Source organism: Bordetella trematum (assembly GCF_900078335.1).
Lineage (GTDB): Bacteria > Pseudomonadota > Gammaproteobacteria > Burkholderiales > Burkholderiaceae_B > Bordetella > Bordetella trematum.
In genome coordinates, this window is the sequence record NZ_FKBR01000012.1 from 226,067 (window position 1) to 248,560 (window position 22,494).

The 22,494-nt window shown below is 68.0% G+C and carries 16 protein-coding genes; 6 read left to right on the forward strand and 10 right to left on the reverse strand.

Annotated features, from left to right (window positions below):
• Nucleotides 1-7: 7 nt before the first annotated feature.
• The 3 genes from A7V84_RS21750 to A7V84_RS07070 all read right to left on the reverse strand — a co-directional run bounded on the left by A7V84_RS21750 (nucleotide 8) and on the right by A7V84_RS07070 (nucleotide 4,053).
• Nucleotides 8-1,375, reverse strand: coding sequence for a CpsD/CapB family tyrosine-protein kinase (locus A7V84_RS21750; RefSeq protein ID WP_261341899.1), 1,368 nt, complete (start codon nucleotides 1,373-1,375; stop codon nucleotides 8-10).
• Nucleotides 1,372-2,760, reverse strand: a complete 1,389-nt coding sequence (locus A7V84_RS07065) for a GumC family protein (RefSeq protein ID WP_025518110.1) — start codon at nucleotides 2,758-2,760, stop codon at nucleotides 1,372-1,374. Before A7V84_RS07065 ends, A7V84_RS21750 begins: the two co-directional genes overlap by 4 nt.
• A gap of 453 nt (nucleotides 2,761-3,213) precedes the next feature.
• Nucleotides 3,214-4,053 (reverse strand): AraC family transcriptional regulator, encoded by an 840-nt coding sequence (locus A7V84_RS07070; protein WP_063492016.1) that lies wholly within the window; start codon nucleotides 4,051-4,053, stop codon nucleotides 3,214-3,216.
• Nucleotides 4,054-4,204: 151 nt separating this feature from the next.
• Between A7V84_RS07070 and A7V84_RS07075 the strand changes: the two genes are divergently transcribed.
• The 4 genes from A7V84_RS07075 (at nucleotide 4,205) to A7V84_RS07090 (ending at nucleotide 8,289) form a co-directional block, all read left to right on the forward strand.
• Nucleotides 4,205-5,386: an MFS transporter gene (locus A7V84_RS07075; RefSeq protein ID WP_063492015.1), complete on the forward strand. Its 1,182-nt coding sequence runs from the start codon at nucleotides 4,205-4,207 to the stop codon at nucleotides 5,384-5,386.
• Nucleotides 5,387-5,473: 87 nt separating this feature from the next.
• A complete protein-coding gene (locus A7V84_RS07080) occupies nucleotides 5,474-6,877 on the forward strand; it encodes an MFS transporter (protein ID WP_063492014.1) in 1,404 nt (467 codons plus the stop codon).
• Nucleotides 6,867-7,295, forward strand: coding sequence for a MarR family winged helix-turn-helix transcriptional regulator (locus A7V84_RS07085; protein WP_063492013.1), 429 nt, complete (start codon nucleotides 6,867-6,869; stop codon nucleotides 7,293-7,295). Before A7V84_RS07080 ends, A7V84_RS07085 begins: the two co-directional genes overlap by 11 nt.
• Nucleotides 7,296-7,347: 52 nt before the next feature.
• The gene (locus A7V84_RS07090; RefSeq protein ID WP_025518119.1) at nucleotides 7,348-8,289 is read left to right on the forward strand and encodes a LysR family transcriptional regulator; all 942 of its coding nucleotides are present in this window, start codon (nucleotides 7,348-7,350) and stop codon (nucleotides 8,287-8,289) included.
• A 38-nt stretch (nucleotides 8,290-8,327) separates the two neighbouring features.
• Here A7V84_RS07090 and A7V84_RS07095 read toward each other — a convergent pair whose 3' ends face one another.
• From A7V84_RS07095 to prpR, 7 genes are all read right to left on the reverse strand, one after another.
• A complete protein-coding gene (locus A7V84_RS07095) occupies nucleotides 8,328-9,866 on the reverse strand; it encodes a M81 family metallopeptidase (protein WP_025518121.1) in 1,539 nt (512 codons plus the stop codon).
• A 16-nt stretch (nucleotides 9,867-9,882) separates the two neighbouring features.
• The gene (locus tag A7V84_RS07100) at nucleotides 9,883-11,475 is read right to left on the reverse strand and encodes an ABC transporter substrate-binding protein (RefSeq protein WP_025518123.1); all 1,593 of its coding nucleotides are present in this window, start codon (nucleotides 11,473-11,475) and stop codon (nucleotides 9,883-9,885) included.
• A 42-nt stretch (nucleotides 11,476-11,517) separates the two neighbouring features.
• Nucleotides 11,518-13,365 carry a dipeptide ABC transporter ATP-binding protein gene (locus A7V84_RS07105; RefSeq protein WP_025518125.1) on the reverse strand — a complete coding sequence of 616 codons (1,848 nt, stop codon included), beginning with the start codon at nucleotides 13,363-13,365 and terminating at the stop codon, nucleotides 11,518-11,520.
• Between the two features lie 5 nt (nucleotides 13,366-13,370).
• A complete protein-coding gene (locus A7V84_RS07110; RefSeq protein WP_025518126.1) occupies nucleotides 13,371-14,204 on the reverse strand; it encodes an ABC transporter permease in 834 nt (277 codons plus the stop codon).
• Nucleotides 14,204-15,145 (reverse strand): ABC transporter permease, encoded by a 942-nt coding sequence (locus A7V84_RS07115; RefSeq protein WP_025518127.1) that lies wholly within the window; start codon nucleotides 15,143-15,145, stop codon nucleotides 14,204-14,206. The genes A7V84_RS07110 and A7V84_RS07115 overlap by 1 nt, the downstream gene beginning before the upstream one ends.
• A gap of 354 nt (nucleotides 15,146-15,499) precedes the next feature.
• Entirely contained in the window at nucleotides 15,500-16,660 is a 1,161-nt protein-coding gene (locus tag A7V84_RS07120) for a sterol desaturase family protein (RefSeq protein WP_033534174.1), read from the reverse strand.
• Between the two features lie 69 nt (nucleotides 16,661-16,729).
• Entirely contained in the window at nucleotides 16,730-18,670 is a 1,941-nt protein-coding gene (prpR, locus tag A7V84_RS07125; RefSeq protein ID WP_025518131.1) for a propionate catabolism operon regulatory protein PrpR, read from the reverse strand.
• A gap of 191 nt (nucleotides 18,671-18,861) precedes the next feature.
• On the opposite strand from prpR, the gene prpB reads away from it, so the two are divergent.
• Nucleotides 18,862-19,770 carry a methylisocitrate lyase gene (gene prpB, locus A7V84_RS07130; RefSeq protein ID WP_025518132.1) on the forward strand — a complete coding sequence of 303 codons (909 nt, stop codon included), beginning with the start codon at nucleotides 18,862-18,864 and terminating at the stop codon, nucleotides 19,768-19,770.
• Nucleotides 19,771-19,821: 51 nt separating this feature from the next.
• Nucleotides 19,822-22,491 carry an aconitate hydratase AcnA gene (acnA, locus tag A7V84_RS07135; protein WP_025518133.1) on the forward strand — a complete coding sequence of 890 codons (2,670 nt, stop codon included), beginning with the start codon at nucleotides 19,822-19,824 and terminating at the stop codon, nucleotides 22,489-22,491.
• The last annotated feature ends 3 nt before the right edge of the window (nucleotides 22,492-22,494 follow it).

The following is a 22,494-nucleotide window of genomic DNA, read 5'->3' on the forward strand; positions in this document are numbered from 1 at the left end:
CGCACCCTTAGCGGCGCGCCCGGGCCGAACCGCGCAACATCTTGCGCAGCCACTGGCGCAAGCCCTGCGGCCGGTGCTCGAACTCGTTGTACACGGCGCCCAGCAGACGCACGCCGGCCGACTCCAGCACCTCCGTGACCCGCTCCAGCTCGTTCAGCCGGGTCACGTCCTTGCGCACGACCATCAGACAGGCATCGACCTGCCGGCCGATGCTCTGCGCATCCGCCGACTCGCCGGCCGCCGGAGTATTGAGGATGAAAATCTCGAAGCGATCGGCATAAGCCGTGAGCACGCGGTCGAGCGCCGGCTCGCGCAGCAGTTCCGCCGGGTTGGGCGGCTGCGGGCCGGCATCCAGCACCGCCAGCTTGGGGAAACCGGCCACCGGCCGGCTGAAGCCGGGCTGCGCCCGGCCTGCCAGCATGGCCGACAGGCCCGGCCCGTCGCTGCCGCCCAGCAGGTCGCGCTGGCCGCTGGCGCGCAGATCGGCATTGACCAGCAACGTGCTGCGCCCCGTCTGCGCAAAAGCGATGGCCAGGCTGGCGGCCAGATAGCCGCGGCCCTCCCCGTCTTGCGGACTGACGATGGCCAGCGCCAGCTTGGGCAGATCCTGCAGTCGGATGGAGATTTCGCTGCGCAGCTGGCGGATGGCCTCGGCCTCCTGGCTGTAGGGCGCGGCGGCGATGGCCAGTTCGAAATGATGCGCCGCCTGCCGGGCCGGCGAGGCCACGTCATACTGATACTGCTCGGCCAGCACTTCCTGCACCCGGCTTTCGGACACCAGCCCCAGCTTGACGGCCGCCTGTCCGAAGCGCAGGCGCTCGGCCTGCTGCAGCTGCACCACGCGCTGCACCTGCGCTTCGGTCAGCAGGCCCAGACGCAGGAAACGCTCGCCCATTTTCTCGGCTGCCGCGCCCTGCTCCGGCCCGGCGGCGGCTGGCGCAGCAGCGTCGACAGCCGGCTGGCTGAGTGCCGCAGACGGAGTGGCGGCCGGCCCGGCAGCCGGCGGCACAGCGGGCGGCGCTGCCACCGGGCGCGGCGTCGGGCGACGCAGGGGCGGCGCCATGCGGGCCTGCGATACCGCTTCAGGCCGTACGCCCGGCGGCGCGGCCGCAGCAAAGGGATCCACCGCCACCGCGATGGACGCGCCCGCAGGCGTGCCTTGCGCGCGGTCCGGCGACGCGGCCGCAGGCGGCGGGCTGCCGGCTTCAGGCATTGCCGGAGCCGGCGTGGGAGCGGCCGCTTGCGCGGGGCCGGGCCCCGCCTCGAACGGCGACGGCGCCACGCGAGCCTGCGCCGCTGGCGGAACCGGGGCAGACGCGCCGGCCTGGGGCTGCTTGAGCCGGTCGAACAGGTTTCGCAGGGCGGAATCGTTCATGGCTTCACCGGGGTCGGCGCCCGCATATGCCGGCCGATGCGGCCAAGCACGGGCAGGCGGGCATTGCGAGACAGATCATCGCCGCAGCGCAGGCGGCGGCGCGTGAGCTCCAGCAGCATGGCCAGCGCCAGACCGCCGAACAGGCCGACGGCCAGGCCCAGCACCAGACTGCGCGTGACCTTGGGGCGCGAGGGCGAAGTCGGCATCTCGGCGACCCGCAGCACCGACAGGTTGGGCAGGGAAATATTGCTGGCCATCAGGATGCCGTCATACTTCTGCAAAGCCGTGTTGTAGACCTGCTCCATGCCGGCGAACTGGCGTTGATAGGCCGCGATGCGGTCGCGCTTGCCCATCTGCTCCAGCACCTTGGCGCGTTGCGCCTCGATGTCGCGATGCAAGGCCGTGCGCTGTTGCTGCAGGCGGTTGAGCGCGCTTTCCTGCGCTTCGATGGCCGCCTTGGCCTGGCGGGATATCTCGGCCTGCATCTGCGCGCGCTGCGCCAGCAGTCCGGTCACATCGGGGTGCTTGGGCCCGAGCGCGCCGCGCAACTGGCCCAGCTGGTGATCCAGCACGGTCAGGCCATTGCGCAGATCGTTCAACGGCATGACCGTGCCCACCTCGGGCAGGTCTTCCGGACGCATGCCGCTCTGGAGCAGGCGCTGGGTCGTGTCGTTGCGGGCGCGCGCCTCTTCGAGCTGGGTTTCCAGCACCAGCAGCGAACTGACCATGTCATTCAGGCGACGGATGTCGATGTCGCCGCTTTGCGGCGTATCGACGATGCCTGTCTCCTGCTGGTAACGGGTCAATTTTTCCTGAATGGCGTCGATGTCGTTGCGCAGCTGGTCCAGTTGCGCGGTGTATTGTTCGCTGCGCGCGCGCGCGGCCTGCGAGGCGATATTCTGGCTGACCGCGATATAGGAATTGACGATTGCGTTGGCATAATCGCGCGCCTTCTGGGGCGAGTCGGCCGAAAACGCCACCGTGAGCACACGACTGTTGGGCTGTTTGGTGACTTCCAGATTGCGTTTGATCGAGGCCACCAGCGCCTGGTGCGCCGCCGATTCGCTGGCGCCGCCAGCCGGCAGCAGCCCCAGAGTCTTGATCATGTGATCGGCCACGGCCTGGCTCTGGATCATGTCGATCTGGGTCTGCATATAACTTTCGTCGAGCAGCGCAGAAAATGAACGGCCGTTGATCGGGTCATTTTCGCGGTAATCGATGAAAACATCCGACGTGGCCGTCCAGACGCGCGGAATCACCAGCAGCATCATGCCGGTCAGAACCAGCGTGGCCAGAGCCACCCAGATGATGAGCCGGGCCCTCGCGGCCAGCATGGCCAACACCTGATTCAACGACAGCAGACTGTTATCGGGAGACGGGCTCACAGGCAGACCTTGAGACGGCGTACGGGATATAGGGACTGATTCTACCGGAGACATCTGCGCCAAGGCAGACGCCGGCACCGCCCCTGCAGGGCCGGTCGGGAATCCCGAAAGCGCGACGCCAAACGCATGGGCCTTGGCGCGGCGCGAAAGACGCTGGCGATTATAGGCGCTGGCCCCGGTTAATTGAGGTTCCCCTCCGATGGCTGGCCGGCACTTCGTAAAAAAATATTTCATAGCCCGACGAAACCAGGCCAGGCTGCCGACTATCCCCGTCTGCCGCCAGGCTGCGCGCCATGCCGGACATTATCTGGAACACGATACAAAACCCTCCCTCGCAATATCGCAAAAGGCTTCGGGATAATCCCCGGCGATAATGCCCGCCGGTCTGCGATATCACCGGCTGCAGGCGTTCCTGTTATCGGGCCGCCGGCGGATGTCCGGCGCTCGGGCCGGTCAAGGGCGCGCAGCGCGACGCGCCAGCAAGGCGCTGGGAGGCTGACCGAAGGCACGCCGGAAGGTCGCGCTGAACGCGCTCGGGCTGTCATAGCCGTGCGCCAGCGCAACTTCCAGCACGGAGGCGCCGCCGGCCAGCATCGGCACGCTCAGGAGCAGACGGGCCTGGCGGCACCAGGCTCCGAAGTTCATGCCGGTTTCGCGCAGGAAGAGCCGCGCCAGGGTGCGCGAGTGCATATGCAGCGCCGCCGCCCAGTGCGCCAGCGCCGCCGGCTGGGCAGGATCATCGATGAACTGGCGGCAACGCGCCAGCAGCCCGGCATGCGCCGGCATGGGCACATGCAGCGGCAGCTCGGGCGCAAGCGCGATCTCGTCGAGAATGAGATCCATGATGCGCGCCTCGCGCCCGCCGCAGGGGTAGTCCAGCGGCAGGTCAACCGCGCTGACCACCAGCTCGCGCAACAGGCGCGAGACCTGCAGCACCTGGCAATGCGGCCAGAACCCGCCCCGCAGCCCGGGCTCGACAAACACCGTGCGCATCGCCACGGGCGCGCCGGCCATGCGGATGTCATGCAGGGTCGCCGGCGGCACCCAGACGGCGCAGCCCGGCGGCACCACCCAGCCCCCGTCGGGCGTGCGCACCAGCATCACCCCTTCGGTGGCATGCAGCAGCTGCCCGCGCCGGTGGCGGTGCGGCGCGATGGCCGCATTGGCCGGCATGTCGGAAGCGAACGCCGCCACCGGCCGCAGCGTGTGCTCGCCATGGATCGGGTGGGCGGGTGGGTCCGGCACGCGCACGGCCGGCGGCAATTGGGCGTCAAGGGCACGCGGCAGGGGCATGGCGATCGGGGCTTGTCATTTTCGCGACGATTCTTGTTCATTCCAAGCAGGATTGCAAGAAGCCGTCTGCCTAGCATGTATCGCTTTCCCTTCTCTCTCTCTCAGGAAAGCCCATGCCGTTTCCCTTCCCCTTCCAGCAGGCGGGTCCACGATGAATCGCGCCCGCCTCGGCCTGCTGACCGGTACTCACGCCGTCAATGATCTCTATCAGGGCCTGGTGCCGGCCCTGCTGCCTTTCATGGTGCTCGAACGCGGTTACAGCTATACCGCCATCAGCGGCCTGATGCTGGCGGCCACGGGCCTGTCCAGCGTGGTGCAGCCGCTGTTCGGCTTGTACGCCGACCGGGCCTCACGCCCCTGGATGATTCCGATGGGTTTCATGGTGGCCGCCCTGGGCCTGGTGCTCGCCGGCATGAGCGCCGAGTACTGGGTCAGCTGGTTTGCCGCCGCGCTCTGCGGCCTGGGCATCGCGGCCTACCATCCGCCGGCCACGGTGGCTGCGCGCCAAGCCGGCGGCGCGTCGCAAAAGGCCATGAGCGTCTTTTCGGTCGGCGGCACGGTGGGCGCTTCGTTCGCGCCCCTGCTGGCCGCCCTGGTGGTGGCCGATGGCGCGCTCGAACGCAGCTGGATGCTGGCGTTGCCCGCCTTGCTGATGCTGTTCATCTGGCAATACGGCACGCGCACCGACCCCCGCACGCCGCCCGTCGCGGCGCGTGCCCGCCACGGCCACGCGCCGCAGCGCCCGCTCAATCACTGGCCGGCCTTCTTCCTGCTGTGCGCCGTCATCGTAGGCTGGTCGATCCCCTATGTGACCGTGCTCTCCACCCTGCCCCTGTATGTCACCCGCGAACTCGGCGGCAGCGCCTTCATGGGCGCCGCCACGCTGACCACCTTCACGGCCGCCGGCGCGCTGGGCACGCTCCTGGGCGGCTGGATGGGCGACCGCAAGGGTCGCATGCGACCCATCCGCTACGGCTATCTGCTGGCCCTGCCGGCGCTGGCTTGCCTGGCCTTGTCGAGCACGCCCCTGGCCGCCTGGGCGAGCACTTTTGCGCTGGGTCTGTTCATGTTCCTGCCCTTTGCGGCGCAGGTGACGCTGGCGCAGGATTACCTGCCCCGCAACCAGGCCACCGCCAGCGGCATCACGCTGGGCCTGGCCATGTCCATCGGCGGGATGGTGGCGCCGCTGTTCGGGCTGCTCTCGGATGCCCGCGGCCTGCGCTACACCCTGAGCGCCGTACTGGCCGTGCTGTGCCTGGCCGCCCTCATGGCCTGGTGCATGCGCAACCGCCAGGACCTGTCGGCGCCCGCGCCGGCGGCCGCGCGCGCCTGAAGCCCGGCCTGGCCGCCCCAGCGGCGGTCAGGCCGCGAATTGCGAATCAGTTACACTGGCAGATGGTTTTGTTTTCATAACTGATTCATGTTGCCACCCGCCGCTCATGCCCGTCGCCACGCCATTCTGGCCATCTGCTGCCTGAGCCTGTTTCTGGTCAGCCTGGACAGCAGCATCGTCAACGTGGCGTTGCCGGCGATGGGGCGCGATATCCGGGCTGATGTGGCCGACATGCAGTGGATCATCGACGCCTACACCCTGCCCCTGGCCAGCCTGCTGATCCTGGGCGGCAGCCTGGGTGATCGCTATGGCCGCAAGCCGGTGTTCATGGCCGGACTGAGCCTGTTCGCCCTGGGCTCGCTGCTGTGCTCGATCGCACCCACGCCATCGGCGCTGATCGCCGCGCGCGCCTTTCAGGCCCTGGGCGGGGCGATGCTCAATCCGGTGGCCATGTCCATCATCACCAATACCTTCACCGACCGGCGCGAACGCGCCCAGGCCATCGGCGTCTGGGGCGCCGTCAACGGGCTGGGTGCGGCAGCCGGGCCGGTACTGGGCGGCTTTCTGGTCACAGCGGCGGGCTGGCGCTCCATCTTCTGGATCAACCTGCCGGTGGCGGCCGTCGGCCTGTTCCTGACCTGGCGCTTCATCCCGGATTCGCGCGCGCCGCAACGGCGCCGCTTCGATGCGCCCGGCCAATTGCTGATGCTGGCCATGCTGGCCTGCGGCATCGGCGCAATCATCGAAGGGCCCCGCGCCGGCTGGCTCTCGCCGCTGGTAGCGGGCCTGGCCGGCGCCGCACTGGTGTCGACCGCGCTGTTCATCGCCTGGGAGCGGCGGGCCGCCGAGCCCCTGATTGATCTGAGCCTGTTTCGCAACCGGGGCCTGAACGCCGCCGTACTCAGCGCCATCTTCGCGTTCGCCTCGCTGAGCGCACTGCTGTTTCTCAATACGCTTTATCTGCAAGACACGCGCGGCCTGAGCCCGCTGGCCGCCGGCCTGATGACATTGCCCATCGCCGTGCTGACGATCCCTTTCTCGCCACTGTCGGGCTGGCTGGTGGCCCGGGTCGGCCCACGCCTGCCCATGATGGCGGCCGGCCTGGCTTATGCCGTGACGGCGCTGCTGCAATGGCTGCTGTGGCAGGACGCCAGCAGCGCCACGCTGCTGGGCATCTATGCCCTGTTCGGCATCGGCACGGGTCTGGTCAACGCCCCCATCACCCACGGAGCCGTCTCCAGCCTGCCGGGCAGCCAGGGCGGCGTGGCCGCCGGCATCGCCTCGACCTCGCGCCAGATCGGTCTGGCGCTGGGCGTGGCGCTGGCCGGCTCCATCATCGCCGTGCCCGATGGCGGCGTGGCTGCGGCCACCCTGGTCACGCGGGCCCAGCCCATGTGGGTCATCGCCCTGTTCATGGGCGTGGGCATCTGCGCGATGGGCTGGCTGGCAGGTGGCCAGCCACGCACCGGCGAGGCAGGCCATGGCCGCTGACGCCGGCGTCACCGCCGCCCGGGCCTGGGCCAGCCTGCGCCGCTTCGTGATCGAAACCCACAACCCGCGCAAGGCGCTGTCGCGCGCGCTGGGCATCACCTACTTCAAGATCAAGATCCTGCTCTACCTGGAACGCCATCCGCAGGCGTCGGCCTCGGCGCTGGTGCAGCAATTCGCTTCCGACAAAACCTATATCTCGCTCATCTTGCGCGACCTCGAAGCCGATGGCAGCCTGCTGCGCAGCGCCGATCCCCGGGACCGGCGCTGCAAGCGCATCACCCTGACCGAACAGGGCCGTGCGCGGGCCCGGCAGGCCGCCGGCCTGCTGGAGCAGCCGCCCGCGGGCCTGGCGCGGCTAAGCCCTGAGGAACTGGCCACCCTGCAGCGCCTGCTGGACAAGGCCGGCGCCGACGGCTAGGCCCGCCCGAGCGGTTTTGCTAGTATCGGCCCTTAGCCGTTCTTTGCCCGCCATGCTCAACACCGCCCTGCGCTACTTTCTCGAAGTCGTGGACTCCGGTTCGCTGACCGTCGCCGCCCAGAAGCTGCACGTCTCGCCATCGGCCGTCAGTCGCATGATCCGCAAGCTCGAAGAAGAGCACCAGACGCTGTTATTCGAGCGACATGCGCGCGGCATGGTCCTTACCGAAGCGGGCCGCCTGCTCAAGGCCTATGGCCGGCGCGCCTCGCTGGAAGCCGAGCGCACCCGCGCCGAAATCCGCGACCTCAGCCACGTCGGCCAGCGCCTGATCCGCATCTCGGCCAACCAGGCCTTCGGGCGCGAGTTGCTGCCGCGCGTGATCGGCCAGTTCCGTGACGAAGATCCCAGCCTGAAGTTCGAACTCAATATCCTGCAGTCTTCCGAGATCAACCGCCGGGTGCGCGAAGGCGAGGACGATATCGGGGTGAGCTACAACCTCTCGCCGCCGCAAGGCGTGCACATCCAGTATGCGCGCCGCATGCCGGTCTTTGCCATGATGGCGCCCGATCATCCCCTGGCGGGGCGGCCCACGCTCTGGATGCGCGAGATCGGCGATCATCCGGTGGCCCTGATGGGCCCGGGCAGCACCATCCGCTTCATCATCGACCTGTGCTGCATGCACGCGCAGATCGAACTCAACATCGCCCTGACCTGCAACAACCAGAGCGCCATCCAGACCAGTTGCCTGCGCTGGGGCGCCATCGGTTTCTCGGGCGACCTGACCGTCATGACGGCCACCGAACGTGGCGAGCTGGTCGCCATCCCCATGGCCGACGCCGAACTGCACCAGCGCAACGTGCACATCCAGACCATGGCCGAACGCCAGCTGCCCGCCAGCGTGAGTCGCTTCGTCGAGTCGATGGTGCTGCATATGGACGCCGCCTACACCAGCCCGACCTGGCAGCCGGCCAGAACGCAAAACGGCGCGCCCTGACAAGGGACGCGCCGCAAGCAAGCACCGGGCCGCGTGAACTAGCCGAGCCCGGCAGCCCAGGCCGGCTCGTGCCAGGCCGCGTTTTCATCCAGCGGCCATACCGGACGTGGCAGACGCTTGAAGTCGATCTGCTTGAGGTTGGGCGTGGTCAGGCCCGGGCTGTCGACATCATGGATGCGTTCGTTGGGGAAGAACTCATCGAAGCCGGCGCGGTAATGCCCGCGGCTCTTCACGATGACGTGCCCGGCCGTGGCGATGTCGATGCCGTGCATCTCCAGCATGGCCGGCTCGGCCAGCTGGCGGCGCAAACTGCCCACCACCACCTTGATGCCCGAATCCACCAGCTCCAGCAGGCAGCTGCGGCCCAGCGAGAACTTGCGCCCCCGCAGGATGCCGCGCCGGCCCATGCCCTCGCCGTCGGTCAGCTTCAGCACGCGCGCCTTGCTGGCGTAGCGGCGCGAATACTCGCTTTCCTCGCGGTTGAAGACGGCCTCGAACTCGGCCCCCTCGCCCAGCGCGGCAGCCTCCTGAACCAGGGCGGGATCGACGAACACGCCCAGCACGGCCGGCACCCGCGCCTGATCGAAAGCACGCAGCAACCAGCTGGTATTGCCGCGCCCGCCCCCGCCGGGATTGTCGGCCACGTCGGCGAACAGCAACGGCTCGCTGGCCTGGCGGGCCAGCTCGACCGCCCGTTCGACGCTGATGGTATTGGCCACGTAGCGGCCGCGGTCGGCCCAGCCGGCGCGCGCGACCTGCAACGCCGTGCGACGCGCGGCCTGCAGGTCGCCGCGCGCGGTGACCGTGATGGTCAGTCCGCACTTGGGCAGGTCTGAGAACACGAAACCGGAGCAGACCGCCACGTTGGCGATCGGCCCTTCCCCGGGTTTCTGCGTCAGCGCCATTCCCATGCGGACCAGATCGGCATAGGGGCCGCTGGCCGTGCCCAGCGTCACCGAGGGCGGCGTGAGCGGCAGGCGCACGTAGGCGGTCACCATCTTCGTGCCGCCCAGGATCTCGACGATCAGGTCGGCCGCCTCGGCGCCGCGCTCGCGCTGGTCGACGTGCGGATTGGTGCGGTAGGCGATGAGGCCGTCGAGCGCCTGGACGGTGCGCTCTGACACGTTGCAGTGCAGATCATGGGTCGCCACGATGGGGACGTCAGGCCCGACGACACGCCGCAACAGGTGCATCAGCACCCCCTCGGTGTCATCCTCACCCTCGGCCGAAGAGGCCCCGTGGTTGGCGATGTAGATCGCATCCACCGGCAAGGCGGCACGCAGGCGCTGTTCCACTTCGGTCAGAAAAGTGTCCCAGACGCCGGCGCTGGCCGGCCCGCCCGGCGGCGCGCCGATCACGATCAGCGGCGCCGGGACCCAGTCTCCCAGCTGGTTCATGCGTTCATAGAACCCCGTGACCTCGGTGGGCAGGCGGCTGGGGCCGCGCACCAGTTCGGACACGGCGTCGCCTTCCTCCCAGCACTGAGCCAGGAAGTCGGCCTGCACCGAAGGCGGGCTGAACGCATTGGATTCGAGATGAAAGCCGAGAATCGCGACTTTCGGGGCCTTACTGCTCATGCTTGACTCCTGCCCTTTAATCCTTGTTCACCGTGTAGAACAGCGACATCTGGGGCTGGAAGTCCTTCCACGGCTTGCGCAGGGCGGTCACCGGGTAGGTCGCGCCCAGCGGGATGTACGGCACGTCCTCGAACACCTGCAGCTGGATCTCGCGGCCGATCTTCTTCTGGGTTTCCAGGTCCGGGGCATTGAACCAGTCCAGGCGCAGCTGCTCCAGACGCTCGCTGGTGGGCCAGCCGAACCAGGCCTGCTTGCCGTTGCCGCGCATGGCCAGGTGGCCGGCCGGATCCAGGTTGTTGGGGCCGGTGTTGCCGGTGAACGCCACGCTCCAGCCGCCGTTCTCCGGCGCTTCCTGGTTGTTGCGACGCTGCACGGCGGTGCCCCAGTCCATGGTCTGCACGTCCACGTTAAAGCCCAGGCGCTTGAAGAGGTCAGCCGTCACCAGGGCCGCGGCATGCCAGGTCGGGAAATCCACCGGATCCAGCAGCACGACCTTCTCGCCCTTGTAGCCGGCATCCTTGATGGCCTTGCGGGCAGCTTCGATGTCGCGCTTGCCGGTCAGTTTTTCCATGCCGGCGTCGCTGTCCATCGGCGAGCCGGGCACGAACACGCCACAGCGATCGCTCCAGTACTCGGGGAAATCGGCGCCGTTCATGGCCGTCATGTATTCGGTCTGGTTGACCGCGCTCAGCACCGCGCGACGAATGTCCGGGTTGTTGAACGGCGCATGCAGGTGGTTCAGGCGCATCACGCCGATGGTCGGCAGGCTGCGCTTGACCAGATGAATGTTGGGGTCCTGGCTGAGGATGGGCAGGAAGTCCGGGTCGACCATCTCCACGCCATCGACCTCATTGGCCTGCAGGGCGGCAATGGCGGTGGCGCGGTCGGGAATGATGTGCCAGTTCACTTCGTCGACGTGGGCGATCTTGGGGCCCGAGGTGAACGACGGCTTGACGTCTTCCTTGCGCGGCGCATAGCCGTCGAACTTGTTGTAGACCACGCGCGAGCCGGAAACCCACTTGTCCTTGTCGAACGTGAACGGGCCGCTGCCGACCATTTCCTTGACGGCTTCGGTTTCCGGCAGCTGGGCCAGGCGTTCCGGCATGATGGCTGCCATGTTGCCCGACTGGCGGCCCAGGGCGTTCAGGATCAGGGGGAAGGGCTTTTTCAGCTTGAATTGCAGGGTCTTGTCGTCCAGCGCGGTCAGCGACTCGGTCGACTGCATCAGCGAGCGGCCCATCAGGTCCTTCTTGGCCCAGCGCTGGATGCTGGCCACGGCGTCCTGGGCGCGCACCGGCGAGCCGTCATGGAACTTCAGGCCATCGCGCAGGGTAATGGTCCACAGCAGGCCGTCGTTCTCGCTCTTGGCGCTTTCGGCCATCTGCGGCGTGGGCTGGTACTGCTCGTCCAGGCCGAACAGGGTGTCGAACACCAGCTGGGCGTGAACCTGGGTCATGGCCACCGTGGTGAACATGGGGTCCAGCAGCGTCAGGTCAGCCTGCGGCACCCAGCGGAACACCTTCTTGGCGGGTGCTGCCCAGGCCAGGTTGGGCAGGCCGAAAGCGGCTGCGGAAGCGCCAGTCGCCAGCAAAAAACTTCTACGATCCATCGTCTCTCTCCTAGATAAAAAGGAAGTTACTTCCGTGCAGCCTTAATACGCGCCGCCAATGCGGTGGCGCGCCACAAAATGCCCCGGCCCGACCTGCACCAGGGGTTCGACCACGGGCTCGTCGCCCACGGCGCGCGCCGGGCTGGGCAGCTCGGTCAGCTCCAGCACGCCCTGACGCCGCTTGGTCGGGTCGGCAATCGGCACCGCCTGCATCAGTTTCCTGGTGTAGGGGTGCTGGGGGTTCTCGAAGATCTCGCGGCGCGGGCCGATCTCGACGATCTGGCCCAGGTACATCACCGCCACCCGGTGGCTGATGCGCTCGACCACCGCCATGTCGTGCGAGATGAACAGGTAGCTCACGCCCAGATCGCGCTGCAGGTCGATCAGCAGGTTGACGATCTGCGCCTGAATCGACACGTCCAGCGCCGAAACCGACTCGTCCGCGATCAGCACCTTCGGGCTGACCGACAGGGCGCGCGCAATGCAGATGCGCTGGCGCTGGCCGCCGGAGAACTCATGCGGCCAGCGGCGCATCATGGCCGGCGACAGCCCCACGCGCTCGAACAGCTCTGCCACCCGGCGCTCGGCCTGCTCGCCGCTGAACAGATTGTGGATCAGCATCGGCTCCATCACGCAATCGCCCACACGCATGCGCGGGTTGAGCGAGGCGAAGGGGTCCTGAAACACGAACTGCATGTTGCGCCGCAGGGCGCGCAGCGAAGCGGCGTCATCCTGATGAACGGCGCGACCCTCGAACTCGATGTTGCCGCGCGTGACCTTGGCCAGACGCAACAGCGAACGGCCGGTCGAGGTCTTGCCGCAACCGGATTCGCCCACCAGCGACAGCGTCTCGCCGGCATGCAGATCGAAGCTGACCTGCTCGACGGCGTGCACGCGCTTCTTTACCCGGGCGAACACGCCGCCACGCACGTCAAAGCGCGTGACCAGCCCGTCTACCTTCAGGATGACTTCCGGCTTGGGCGGCAGCGCAATGCGCTCGGGCTCGCGCTCGCCGGACTCCGACAGCAGCGGGAAGCGGGCCGGCAGGTCCGTGCCACGCATCGCGCCCAGGCGCGGCACGGCCGCCATCAAGGCCTTGGTGTAAGGGTGGCGCGGCGCCTCGAACAGGCCGCGCACATCGTTGTGCTCGACCGTGTCGCCCTTGCGCATCACGAGCACGCGGTCGGCCACTTCCGCCACCACGCCCATGTCGTGGGTGATGAAGATGACCCCCATGTCCATCTCGTGCTGCAGCTCGCGGATGAGCTGCAGGATCTGGGCCTGGATGGTTACGTCAAGCGCGGTGGTCGGTTCGTCGGCGATCAGCAGCGCCGGCTTGCACGACAGCGCCATGGCGATCATGACGCGCTGGCGCATGCCGCCGGACAGTTCATGCGGATAGCGGCCCATGATGGCCGCGGCATCCGGGATGCGGACCTGATCCAGAATGCGCCTGGCTGCCGCCTCGGCCTGGCGCTGGTCGCCCGGCTGGTGCAGGCGGATGGCCTCCACGATCTGCGAACCCACCGTGAACACCGGGTTCAGGGAGGTCATCGGTTCCTGGAAGATCATCCCCAGGTCGTTGCCGCGCATGCCGCGCATGGTGTCTTCCGAGGCCGCGCCCAGGTCGATGCTCTCGCCGGGCGAACGATGGAATGTCATGCGGCCCTGCTCGATGCGGCCGCCGCCGAACTCCACCAGACGCATCACGGCCAGCGAGGTCACCGACTTGCCCGATCCGGACTCGCCCACGATGGCCAGCGTCTCGCCGCGATCGACGTGCAGGCTCAGGTCCTTGACGGCGCGGAAGGTATTGGGGCCCCGACCGAAAGCGATCGACAGGTTCTCGATCTCCAGCACACGCCGGTTCTGACTCGTAGTAGTGCTCATGTGCTTCAAATCCTCTTGGCCATGCGCGGATCGACCGCGTCGCGCAGACCGTCACCCAGCATGTTGATCGCCAGGATGGTCACCGACAGGAACAGCGCCGGGAAGGCGATCAGGTAAGGCTTGATCTGCCACAACGCGCGCCCTTCGGCCATGATGTTGCCCCACGACGGCAGCGACGGCGGCACGCCTGCGCCGATGAACGACAGGCTGGCCTCGGCCAGAATCGCCACGCCGCAGATATAGGTGGCCTGCACCATCAGGGCCGCCAGCGTGTTGGGGAAGATATGGCGCAGCACGATGCGCAGGCGGCTGGCGCCAGCGGCCACGGCGGCCTCCACATAGGGCTGCTCGCGCAGCGACAGCACCAGGCCGCGCACCAGTCGCACCACGCGCGGCACCTCGGCCACGGTGATGGCGATGATCACGTTCTCCAACGACGCGCGCGACAGCGCGATCAGGGCGATGGCCAGCAGGATGGTCGGAATGGACATGAAGCCGTCCATGATGCGCATCACGATGGCGTCGACCCAGCGCACGAAGCCGGCCGCCAGGCCAATGAGCACGCCGATCACGGTCGACAGGGCCGCCACCGAGAAACCCACGATGAGCGAGACGCGCGCGCCATAGATCACCCGCGAGTACACGTCGCGACCCAGCAGATCGGTGCCGAACCAGAACTGCTCGCTCGGCGGGCGAGTGCGGTGGATGGGCGACAGGGCCGTGGGATCGACCGTGCCCAGCCAGGGCGCAAACACCGCCATCAGGAACAGCAGCACTATCAACAGCCCGCCCACGCCAGCGGTGGGGTGCCGTTTCACGAATTCGAGAACTTGGCGCATCAGTATTTAATCCTCGGGTCGAAAGCGCGGTAAAGCAGATCGACCAGCAGGTTGATCAGCACGTACATGAAGCTGAACAGCAGGATGACCCCCTGGATCACGGGGTAGTCGCGGCGCAGGATCGCATCGACCACCAGGCGGCCCAGCCCGGGAATGGAGAACACCGTCTCGGTGACCACCGTGCCGCTGATCAGCAGGGCCACGCCGCTGCCGATGACGGTGATGATGGGCACCGCCGCGTTCTTGAGCGCATGGCGAAACAGCAGGCCGCGGTTGCCCACGCCCTTGGCGCGCGCCGTACGCACGTAATCCTGGTTGAGCGTTTCCAGCAGCGTGGCGCGGGTGATCCGCGTGATCAGGGCGACGTAGACGCTGCCCAGCGCCAGCGCCGGCAGCACCAGCGTGTGCAGCGACGCCCAGAAACCGTCAGCCAGCGGCACATAGCCCTGCACCGGAAACCAGCGCAGTTGCAGACCGAAGATCCATGCCAGCAGGTAGCCCACCGCGAACGACGGCACCGAGAAGCTGAATACGGCCAGGACCATGATGGCGCGGTCCTGCAGGCGGTTGTGTTTCCAGGCGGCCAGCGCGCCGATGGGGATGGCGATGATGACCGACACCAGCAGCGTCATCAGCATCAGCGAGAACGTCGGGGCCAGCCGCTGGCTGATCATGTGGCTGACCGGCAGGCCGGTAAACAGCGACGAACCCAGGTCCCCGTGGATCACATTCCAGCCCCAGGCCCCGAAACGCTGCAGAAACGGCTGATCCAGCCCCAGCGTGGCCCGGATGCGCGCGATGTCCTGCGGCGTGGCGTCCTCGCCGGCCAGCAGCGCCGCCGGATCGCCGGGCGCCAGGTCCAGCAGGCCGAATACGAACAGCGCGACAAACAGCATGACCGGCAGTGTCATGAGCAGCCGTCGCAGTGTGTACGAAAGCATTGATTCCCCTTCCTTCAGTCAAGCCAGGGCCTGGCGGCCATGGCACCCAAACCGGCCCGGCTTGCAAGCAGGGACGATGTGCGGCGGATTCTAGTAAGGCACCAGCGTTCCATCCATATCAATCTTTTAAAAAAAGCATTGCCTTTATTAGAAACCTCGCGCAAAGCCTTGCCAGCAATGGAACTCGCCTGCGGACGAGCCGGCGCGCCCTAGGGAAAGCCCCTAGGGAATCCAGCCGTGCGCAGCGCACGCAAAACCTTCCCGCCCGCCGGTTTTCGGCCGGCGGACGGGAAGGTTATAGAGGATTGCGGGGAGATCACGGGCCGCCCCTGAGGCGGCCCGGCAGGCGCCGGCTCAGGGGCGGCGACGGAAGGGGTAGGTCTGCTGTGCCAGGAAGGTGCCCGGCATGTCGTTGTCCAGGATGCCGTACTTGACCGGCAGGCGCTTGCCCGCGCCGCGCACCGCCGTGCCGAACAGATAGTCGATGAAGGAAAAATGGGCCGCGTAGTTGCGATCGATGGCCTCTTCATCGGTGGCGTGGTGCCAATGGTGAAAGTCCGGCGTCACGATGATGTAGCGCAGCCAGCCCCAGGGCAGGCGGATATTGGAGTGAATCAGCACGGCCTGGAAGCCGACGATGATGATGTAGGCATCCAGCACATCCTTGGAGAAGCCCAGCACGAACAGCACGCCCAGCACCGCCACGCGCGTGATCAGCAGCTCCACCACGTGCAGGCGCGAGCCCGACAGCCAGTCCAGCGTGCGGGTGCTGTGGTGCACCGCGTGAATGCGCCACAGAAAAGGGATCTCGTGATAGGCACGGTGCGCGGCGTACTGGGCCAGGTCGGCCACCAGCACGCCCAGGAACAGCTCCACCGGAAACGGCAGCGACACGATGGCCGCCTGCAGCGGCGGGTAGGCCGCCCACGAAAACAGCTTGTGCACGAAGAAGTTGATGCACAGCAGCACCGCCCCGACCGAGAGGTGGTTGAACAGGAAATGCTTCATGTCCACCTGCCAATCCACCCGGAACACCGGCTGGCCGGGATACAGCGGAAACAGCTTTTCGAAGATGATGAAGACCGTGCTGGAGGCCAGCAGGTCCAGGATGAACCAGTCCAGCCCCAGATAGGGATGGCCGCCCGTGTTGGCCTGGCTGACCACCACATTGCTGCCGCCGGCTGCCACCGCCAGGCACACCAGGGCGAAGGCGCTGATATTCAGCCAACGCTTGCGCCCGAGCACCGTGTTGCCCAGCGAGATCGTGCCCGCGATCAGCAGGGCCGCGAACAGCAGCACCCGCATGGCGTCGACGTCGTAGTAAGCGCGCAGCTCGGGCGTGGTGAGATAGGCGGGGAAATGAAAAGCCAGCACGCCCAGCACCGCCAGAATGGCCAGAAACAGGGCTATGACGCCGCTCATCATGCCGGTGCCGCGATAGATGCGGCCATCCTGGCGAAACAGATTCAACACCCGGCGGTGAGCCGGCGGAACGGGAGGCAGTTGCGGTTCCATATCGTTATTGTGTTACCCGGGGTTGCGAGTGTAGCGCCCGCCCCGGAACGCGCCTGCAAGCAAACGTGACTAGCTTTCGCGCAGACGCCGCCACAGCGTGGTCGGGCTGATGCCCAGGAGCTCGCAGGCGGCGCGCCGGTCGCCGCCACAGCGCGCCAGCACCTCGCGGATATGGGCCGCCTGCTGGCGCCGCCCATGCCGGGCCAGATCCTCGGGCGCGGCCCGGGCGGCCAGCGCCAGCTCCGGCGCCACGTCGGCCAGGATGCGACGCACCTGCGCTTCGGGCAGATCCGCATCATGGCCGGCCAGGTAGACCGCCAGCCGCTCCAGCACATTTTCCAGCTCGCGGATGTTGCCGGGCCAGGCGTAGCCCAGCAGCGCCGCCTCGGCACTGGCCGGCAACGGCATGCGCGGCCCCAGCCCCAGCGTCTGCTGCACGCGCTCGTAAAGGCGCTGGGCCAGCGGCCATATGTCTTCGCGGCGCTCGCGCAGGGTGGGCATGTCGATGCGCAGGATGTTCAGGCGGAAGAACAGATCCTGGCGGAACTCGCCGGCCGCCACCATGGCGGGCAGATCGCGATGCGTGGCGGCGATGATGCGCACGTTGACCGGCACCGGCTCGATGCCGCCCACCGGCAGCACCTGGCGTTCCTGCAGCACCCGCAGCAGGCGGATCTGCAACGCCGCCGGCATGTCGCCGACCTCGTCCAGGAACAGCGTGCCGTTGTGGGCCGACTCGAACAGGCCCGGTTTCCCGCCCCGGCGCGCGCCGCTGAAGGCGCCGTCCTCATAGCCGAACAATTCGCTTTCGAGCAGGTTTTCCGGAAAGGCCGCGCAGTTGACCGCGATGAAGGGAAAGTGATGGCGCGCGCTGGCCTGGTGCATGCCCTGGGCCAGCACCTCCTTGCCGGTGCCGCTTTCCCCGCCGATCAGCACGGTCGAGTCCACCCGGGCATAGCGCCGCGCCAGCATGCGTGCCTTCTCCAGGGCCGCCGAGGTGCCGAACAGGTCGTCCAGGGTATAGCGCACCGTGTTGGCGCGCGCCCGCGCCCGGGTGCGCAGGCTGCGGTCGGCGCGATGGATGGCGCCAGCCTCCTGCAGAGTCAGGACCGCCCCCGATACCCCGCCCCCGATGGCCAGCGGAATCCGGTTGACCACCACCATCTTGCCGGCCAGCCGATGCACGGATTCGGCTTCGCGCTTGCCGCTGCGCAGAACCTCGTCCAGCGAGAGCGCCGGCGAAATCTCTTCCAGACGCCGCCCGGCCAGCCCGGCCGCGCTGATGCCCAGCAGGCGCTCGACCGCCGGGTTGAGCGCCTGCACCCGGCCCGAAGCGTCCACCGCCGCCACGCCCTCATCCAGATTGGCCAGCACCGCGTTCAGGTACTCGCGCCGCCCGGACTCGATGCGCTGCAGGCGGGAGATCTCGATGGCATCCTCGATGCAGGCCGCCACCGTATCCAGCGAGTACACCAGCACGCCGGCCAGGCCCATGCGGTCCGCGTAGTCCACGATCAGGCCCGAGCCCACCAACACTTCGATGCCCTCGTCCTTGAGCACCTTCGCCTGGGCCAGCGCATCGTCCTGGTCACGGTAGGTGCGCACCGGAATGCCCACCGCAAACGTGCGCATGAAAGTATCCAGATCGGGGTACTGCGCCTCCTGGCCCAGCAGGGCCACGCGCGGCGAGATGCGGCGCGCCGTGGCCAGGGCGTTCATCACCTCGAAGCCGCTGATCTTGAGCTGCACCACGGGCACCGTCACATGGCGGCGCAGATAGCTGCCGTTCAGGCCGGCGGCCACCACCGCATCCAGCCGGCCCTGACGGGCGGCCTCGTTGATGGCCGTGGCGGCAGTCTCGAAGCCGGCTTCGATCAGCTTGAACTCGCCGCGCCCGGCGTAGCGCGGCAGGATCTGCGCAAAGGTGCGCGAGATGCGCGCCACCCCGACGGCCCAGATGCGCGGCAGGGCGGCGGACTCGGCATCCGGCGGGGCGGGAAAGGGCAGCACGGCGGCTCCAGGCAAGGATAAGGGGGGGCAATCATTTCAACATTGCAATCCAGCTATTTCAATAATGAAAACCCTGCCCCGCACGCGCTCGCCCTCTCCCAGGGAGAGCGGGGCTGGCACGCATATTGCGTAGAGAGAAAAGCCCCCGGCCATGCCGGATCACGATTCCCGCCTCGCAGATGGAGTTCACCATGCAGCCTTCTTCCTCAACCAACCTGCCGGCCAGCGCAGGCCAGCGCCTGCACCAGGCCATGCAGGCCGAGCAGCCCCTCCAGGTCGTTGGCGCCATCAACGCCAACCACGCGCTGCTGGCGCAGCAGGCCGGTTTCCGGGCCATTTATCTTTCCGGCGGCGGGGTGGCAGCCGGCTCGCTGGGCGTGCCGGACCTGGGCATCGTGGGCCTGGAAGACGTGCTGACCGATGTGCGGCGCATCACCGAGGTCTGCAGCCTGCCGCTGGTGGTCGATGCCGACACCGGTTTCGGCGCCTCGGCCTTCAATGTGGCGCGCACCACCCGCAGCCTGGTGGCCGCGGGCGCGGCCGCGATGCAGATCGAGGATCAGGCGCCCGCCAAGCGCTGCGGCCACCGCCCCAACAAGGAGGTCGTGACGTTGCCGGAGATGGTGGACCGCATCAAGGCGGCCGTGGATGCGCGCCTCGACCCCAACTTCATCATCATCGCCCGCACCGATGCGCTGGCCAGCGAAGGCCGCCAGAGCGCACTCGACCGCCTGGCTGCCTGCATCGAGGCCGGCGCCGACGTCGCCTTCCCAGAGGCCGTCCATGACCTGGAGAGCTTCCGCGAATTCGCCCGCGCCCTGCCCGCCCCCATCCTGGCCAACATCACCGAGTTCGGCCAGACCCCCATGCTGACCGTGCAGGAGCTGGCCGATGCCCGGGTCGCCATGGCGCTTTACCCGCTGTCGGCCTTTCGCGCCATGAACCGCGCCGCCCAGCGCACCTACGAAGCCATCCGACGCGACGGCACGCAGCGCGCCATGCTCGACCAGATGCAGACGCGCATGGAGCTGTACGAAAGCATCGGCTACTTTGCCTACGAAGAAAAACTCGACGCGCTGTACGCGGCCAGGTCGGCCTGAAGCCCCGACACGCGCAAGCCGCAACCGACCGGATAACATGGAGACAAGCTGATGCAGCACCCCACTCAAGACCCCTACCTGTTGAGCTACGACGAAGGCGCCGACCACGGCCTGCACTTCTCGGTGCCGGCCTTTGCCGCCGACCATGGCCTGAACGCCAGCCGCCTGCCCTATGTCGCGCGCGTGCTGATCGAGAACGCCCTGCGCCATGAAAGCGCGCCCGGCGCCGAGCGCAGGCATGCGCTGGCCCTGCTGCGCGCCTACCACCCTGACACCGCCGCGCAGGCCGAGGCCGCCGATGTCTGGCTGCACCCGACCCGCGTACTGGCCCAGGATGTCAGCGGCATTCCCAGCCTGATCGACCTGGCAGCCATGCGCGACGTGGTGCAGGCGCGCGGCGGGGATCCGCGCCGCATCAACCCCATGATCCCGGTCGACCTGATCGTGGATCACTCGCTGATCGCCGAGGAAGGCGGCCACCCCGGTGCGCGCCAGGCCAACGAAGCGCGCGAATATGCCCAGAACCGCGAGCGCTACACCTTTCTGAAATGGGCCCAGGGCGCCTTCGACAACCTGCGCCTGGTGCCGCCCGGCAAGGGCATCCTGCATCAGATCAACGTGGAATACCTGGCCGATGTGGCCACCACCGTCACCACGGCGCAGGGCGCGCGCGTGACCTGTCCCGACACCCTGGTCGGCACCGACAGCCACACCACCATGGTCAATGCCCTGGGCGTGCTGGGCTGGGGCGTGGGCGGCATCGAGGCCGAGGCCGCCATGCTGGGCGATGCGCTGGTGCTGCGCGCGCCCGACATCATCGGGGTGCGACTGTTCAACCGCCCCGCCCCCGGCATCACGGCTACCGATATCGTGCTCAACCTCACTCGCATCCTGCGCGAGGCCAAGGTGGTGGCCCAGTTCGTGGAGTTCACCGGCGAAGCCCTCGACGGCGTGCTGTCGCTCGAAGACCGGGCCACCCTGTCGAACATGGCGCCCGAATATGGCTCGACCTGCGCCTACTTCCCCATCGACGAGGAAACCCTCGCCTATCTGGCGCGCACCGGCCGCCAGCCGGCGCAGATCGCGCGGGTGCGCCGCTATGCCCAGGCGGCCGGCCTGTGGCGCACCGCTGCGGCACCGGGCTATCGCCGCATGGTGGAGGTGGATCTGGCGCAGATCACGCGCGTGGCCGCCGGCCCCACCCGCCCCCAGGACCGCATGACGCTGGCCGAGGTGCCGTTGACCTTCAGGAAAACCACGGCCGCCCTGCCTGCCACCCCCAGCCCCGAGCTGCCCGAGGGGGCCGTGGTGCTGGCCGCCATCACCAGCTGCACCAACACCTCCAACCCGCGTCTGCTGGTGGCCGCCGGCCTGCTCGCCCGCAAGGCGCAGGCCCTGGGCTTGCGCCCGCCAGCCTGGACCAAGACCTCGCTCACACCCGGCTCGCGCGTGGTGACCGACTACCTGGAAAGCAGCGGCCTGCAGGCCGCGCTGGATGCGCTGGGCTTTCACACTGCGGGGTATGGTTGCGCCACTTGCGCCGGCCTGTCGGGCTCGCTCGACGCCACGGTCGAGCAACACATCGCCCAGGGCAACCCCCGTGTGGCTGCGGTGCTCTCGGGCAATCGCAATTTCCCGGGCCGGGTGCATCCGCTGGCGCGCGCCAACTACCTCGTGTCGCCCGCGCTGGTGGTGGCCTACGCCATCGCCGGCACGGTCACGCGCGACCTGGAAAGCGAACCGGTCAGCTGGCGCGCCGACGGCACGCCGGTGATGCTGGCCGAGCTGTGGCCCGACGACGCCGAGATCGACGCCGTGGTGGCCGGGCACGTGCATCCGTCGCTGTTCACCGAACGCTACCGCGATGTCTTCGATGGCGATCCCGCCTGGATGGCGCTGCCGACCCATGCCGGCGCCTGCTATGCCTGGGACGCCGACAGTCTGTACCTGCGCCGCCCGCCCTATCTGGATGTGCCGCTGCAGCAAGGCCATGTGCGCATCGAGGGCGCCCGCCCGCTGCTCATCCTGGGCGACTCGGTCACCACCGACCATATTTCGCCGGCCAATGAGATCCCGCCGCAATCGAGCGCCGGACGCTACCTGCTGTCGCTGGGCGTGGCCCCCGATGCGCTGCACACCTATCTCGCGCGGCGCGGCAACCACCGCGTGATGATGCGCGCGACCTTCGCCCAGCCGACCCTGATCAACGAACTGCTGCCTGACGGACCGGTCGGCGCCACGCGCCACCAGCCCGATGGCGCCGTGCTGCCGATCTATGACGTGGCCATGCAGTACCGCGATGCGCAGGTGCCGGTGGTCGTGGTGGCCGGCAAGGACTATGGCAACGGTTCCTCGCGCGACTGGGCCGCCAAGGGCACCCGCCTGCTGGGCGTGCGCGCCGTGATCGCCGAGAGCTTCGAACGCATCCACCGCTCCAACCTGGTCAACATGGGCGTGCTGCCGCTGCAGCTGCCGGCCGGCGTCACCCGCCTGACCCTGGGCCTGGACGGCACCGAAACCTTTGACCTGGACATCCCCGCCAGCCTGGCGCCGCAGGGCATGGTGCATTGCCTGATCCGGGGCCGCGGCGCGCCCCAGCCGCTGTCCTTGCTGTGCCGCCTGGACAATGAACACGAGATCGAGATCTGGCGCGCCGGCGGCATCCTGCCCGCCGTGCTGCGTCAGGCGCTCGAAGACTCGCGCGAAGTGCCGCAACACTAGAAG